This window comes from Novosphingobium acidiphilum DSM 19966, assembly GCF_000429005.1.
Classification (GTDB): domain Bacteria; phylum Pseudomonadota; class Alphaproteobacteria; order Sphingomonadales; family Sphingomonadaceae; genus Novosphingobium; species Novosphingobium acidiphilum.
Genome location: NZ_AUBA01000039.1, coordinates 1 through 4,450 on the forward strand (window position 1 = coordinate 1; position 4,450 = coordinate 4,450).

The 4,450-nt window shown below is 59.4% G+C and carries 3 protein-coding genes; 2 read left to right on the top strand and 1 reads right to left on the bottom strand.

Annotation, left to right across the window (positions count from 1 at the left end; genetic code table 11):
• A partial coding sequence (locus G404_RS0117190) for an IS3 family transposase (RefSeq protein ID WP_028642141.1) occupies positions 1-239 on the bottom strand: 239 nt, incomplete at its 3' end.
• Positions 240-307: 68 nt separating this feature from the next.
• On the opposite strand from G404_RS0117190, the gene G404_RS0117195 reads away from it, so the two are divergent.
• Positions 308-847, top strand: a complete 540-nt coding sequence (locus G404_RS0117195) for a hypothetical protein (RefSeq protein WP_156906374.1) — start codon at positions 308-310, stop codon at positions 845-847.
• Positions 848-908: 61 nt separating this feature from the next.
• On the top strand, positions 909-4,450 hold a 3,542-nt coding region (locus G404_RS0117200), incomplete at its 3' end, for a beta strand repeat-containing protein (protein ID WP_156906375.1).

The window sequence follows — 4,450 nt, forward strand, 5'->3', positions numbered from 1 at the left end:
CCGATCTTGGCATGAAGCGTCTTCACGTCGATCGCCGGTTCCGCCGCCTCGGTGGCGCTCTCCGCGCCAAAAACACCCGCTGCCCCTTCCAGCAACTGTGTGCGCCAGGTCGTGATCTGGTTCGCGTGAACGTCAAACAACTGCGACAACTCCGCCAGCGTCTTCTCGCCCTTCACCGCAGCCAATGCCACCTTCGCCTTGAATGCCGGACTGTGGTTCCGGCGTGGTCGTCTGCTCATCTGATCTCCTGTCACGCGCCCCTGTGGGCGCTGTCAGGCAGATTATCCACTTATCCCAGTGTGCAGTTTTGCCGGGCCAGCTCTACACCTCGAACGGCATCACCTCGGTGGTGACGCTGGTGGGGGCTGACACCAACGGCACGCCTGTGTTCAATTACGCGTCGGCCGAGGCGGCAGTGGGCTATGATTTCATGGTCGACGCGGCGGGTACGGGCGGCACTGGCGGCACGGTCACGCTGACCACCGTGCCGTTGAGCAGCGGCACCACCGCGGTTACGGTCAATGGTGCCCAGAACGCCGGTGCCAACAGCTTCGTCGACAATATTTCGACCGATGCCAATATCGTGATCACCAATTTCAGCGCAAATGACGTGATCGATTTCCGCGGTGGCGCGCCAGAGAACGTCCATTACTCCTCAGTTGGATCGCTCGACTCCACTACGCTTGCTGACCTTGAGATCAGCTATTCAGTGGGTAACGGCCACACCAATGAAATCGTTCTGCACGACGCGGTATCGATCAACGCGTTTATCGTTGATAATGCATCTGCACAAGCGGCACTTCTTGCTGCGGGTCACAATGCAACCAACTTCGTAACTTTCGCATAAATTCCAGAAATTAGGCGCTGCAACCGCGTCTTGTTTAAATTCCGTGCTCAGGAGCTAAAATATGTCTCGTCTTATTCTCGATGCGAATGAAGACTTCTCGATCGGAGCATCGAGTGATGTGGTTGACATTTTTGGCGACAGCGCCGGCGGTGATATTGTCACCGTTGCTGTTGGAACAAGTGTCGTGCTTGATCCTTCATTTAACAGCGGTCTCGATTCGATCGTGCTGGCCGGCGCTGCCGCCAGCTATACCATCAAGCAGAGCGGTTCTTCGGTTGTGCTGACCGATGCTGCGGGCAAGACGGTCACCATACCTGTGGGTGTGGTCGGGGCCAGCGTCCAGTTCGCGGATGAAACCGTGACGCTTGTGTACAATCTCAATGCCGGGCATATTGAACTCGGCTCCCAGGTGGTAACGACAACGGCGTCGGTTGTTGCTGGCGGCAGCGCCCCATTGCCAACATTGCAGAACAGTTCGGTCACGTCTGCAGCCGAGGCGGGGTATAGCGCGGCGGCAAATATTCTGGCGTCGGATGTTGTTAATTCGGCCAATGCTATCACGGCGGCTCAGGCAGCGCTTCACACCGCGGCGTCGGATGCTTTAGCGACCGTTGCCCAAGCGCAAGCCGCCGTTGGCGATGCGCAAGCTGCAGTAAGCTTGGCCCAATCCGCTGCTGCGATTGTGGCGCCTGAAAGGTCTGATGCCAGCGCCACTTTGGCCGCGGCCATTGCGGTTGCCCAAATCGCACCTTCGGCTCTCGCGTCTACGGCATTCGCGCAAGTGACGGGTGCGTCTGGTTCCGTGACGACAGCCAATGCAGATGCCGCGACTGCGGTTAACCTTGTGGAGAATGCACAGGCGCAATTGTCAGCCGCGCAAGCCTCACTGGCGGCCGCAGAGGCGGCCACAGTGCTGACGCAAAGTGTGGTTCACCTTACCCCGATCGGCGATACCACTATCACTGGTACGTTGGGTGCCTATGGCACATTGCGCGCACTGGATAGCATCGTTGGCACAGGCAACGGCAACGAACTGATTCTGACTGACGGCAATTCGACACCCGGTGCTTTTGATACCATCCCGGTCGGTGTGGTTATTCAAGGCGTTCAGACCATCGTGGTTTCGACAACGTCGAATTTTGGATCAGCGGTTAATGCGGCTGCGATCGATTTGTCGGGCGATACCGCGCTTACGCAGCTGACCGTGGCGTCGAACGGACCGTCGGGTGATGATATCGTCGTAGGTGCCTTGGCCAATGTCACAGATATTTCGGCCTCGAACGTCATAATCAATGGCGGTGTCAACATCAGCGTTACGGACAATGGCTTCACCACGATTGGTGCGACTGTTGCACCCACAGGTACGGTGACGGTTAACGATTACGGAAGCAACGGCGCTGTCGCCGTGACCGGTGGGATGATCGACAATATCCAATCGGATGGGGCGGTTACAGTGATCAATGGCGGTGTGGTCACCATCACCACGTCTGCATCGGTCGCGGGCAATATCCAAGTCACCAATGCCACCGGTTCAGTTACGGTCACCCAGGGTGATGCAGGCAATGTGAGCGTTACTGACACAGGTGTCGGTGCTGCTGTTACAATCGATGGCGGCCACAATATCGACGTGCACGATAATGGTGTCACGACAATCGGGGCAACCACGGCACCAACCGGCACAGTTAACGTCTATGATGTCGGCAGCCATGCAGCGGTAACGGTTACGGGTGGGGCCGTTGATACGATTACGTCTGATGGCGTGGTGACGGTTAACGGCGCGGGTTCGCTTTCGATCACCGAAGCGGGTTCCGGCGACGTTGGCGTCGATGCCACGGGCCAGGTAACCATCATCGATGGCGGTACCGGCGATGTCCACATTACCGACCCGACCGGCGGAGTGATGGTGGACGGGGGCGCCAATATCTACGTTTCCGACAACGGCATTACCATGATTGGTGCGAACATTCCGCCAACCGGAACGGTTACGGTTATCGACGACGGCAGCAATGGCGCGGTGTCGGTAACCGGTGGCACGACCGATACGATCACGTCGGATGGCGCGGTCACGGTAACCAATGGCGGTGCGGTGCATATCACCACGACCGGGTTGGTTGCCGGCGACATCAATGTTGTCGATGCGACCGGCGCTGTCAATGTTGGCCAGGGCGATGCGGGCAACGTGACCGTGTCCGATATCGGTCACCGGTCCAGCGTAACGGTCAACGGCGGTACCAATATCGGAGTGATCGATGCTGGCGACACAACGGTCGGTGCGCAAACTGCACCGCTGGGTGATGTAACGGTTGTCGACGCCGGTATCGGTGCGACCGTTACCGTGGATGGCGGGGTAAACGTCTCAGTCACCGATGACGGCAACACGATCATTGATCCCACCGGAACGGTCACGGTGCATGATACCGGCGTAGATGCGTCGGTTGCCGTAACCGGCGGAACGACCGATACGATCACGGCAGCGGGCGCTGTCACAGTAACTGGCGGCGGTGCGGTTCAAATCACCACGTCAGGGGCAACCCTTGCTGGCGACATCAGTGTTGTCGGCGCTACGGGCCAGGTGGCTGTGGGTCAGGGTGATGCCGGCAATGTGTCGGTTACGGACGCAGGCGCAGGGGTTGCTGTTGATGGCGGCACCACGATTACCGTTAGCGACAACGGCACGACCACAATTGCGACCGGCGACACATCGGGAACGATTTCGGTAAATGACGCCGGGGTCGGCGCGGCGGTTTCTGTTGACGGCGGCGCAACCGTGCAGGTTACGGACAGCGGTGCCACGACCGTAGGCTTGAACCGTGCGCCTTCGGGCTCGATCACGATCACCGATATCGGGTCGCACGGCGCGGTAAACACTTGGGGCGGGCTTTCCACCACAGTTACCAGCGATGGCACGGTCAATATCAACGATGCGGGCGTGGTTCAGGTGATCACCCAGGGCAACGTTGCGGGCGACATTCGGGTTTTTGCCACAAGCACAGTTTCGGTTGAGCAGGGTGATGGCGGCAATGTAACGGTTTCGGATATCGGCGATTCTGCAGCCGTGCGGATCGATGGCGGACAGAACATTGCGGTGACCGACCGCGGCAACACCGAGATTGGCCAATATCCGACCGGCGCTGCTCAGGTGCCCACAGGCACGATCAGCGTGACCGATACGGGTGTCGGCGCGACTGTCGCGATCGACGGCGGCACCAATGTCAGCGTCACCGACAACGGCACGACCACGATCGGCGCCAACGCGGCGCCAAGTGGCACGATCACGGTAACCGACAGCGGCAGCCATGGCGCTGTGTCGGTAACCGGCGGAACGACCGACACGATCACGTCAGACGGCGCGGTCACGGTGACCAATGGCGGGATCGTTTCGATCACGACCACGGGAACGGTTTCGGGTGACATCAATGTCGGCGCTACGGGCGCAGTTATTGTCAACCAGGGCCATGCGGGCAATGTGACAGTGTCCGATACCGCTGGCGCGGCTGTTGCCGTCGACGGCGGCACGAACATCAGCGTGACCGACCAGGGGGTCACCACGATTGGTCAGGTCACGGCGCCCGCGGGCACGGTTTCCGTTATCGATACGGGTGT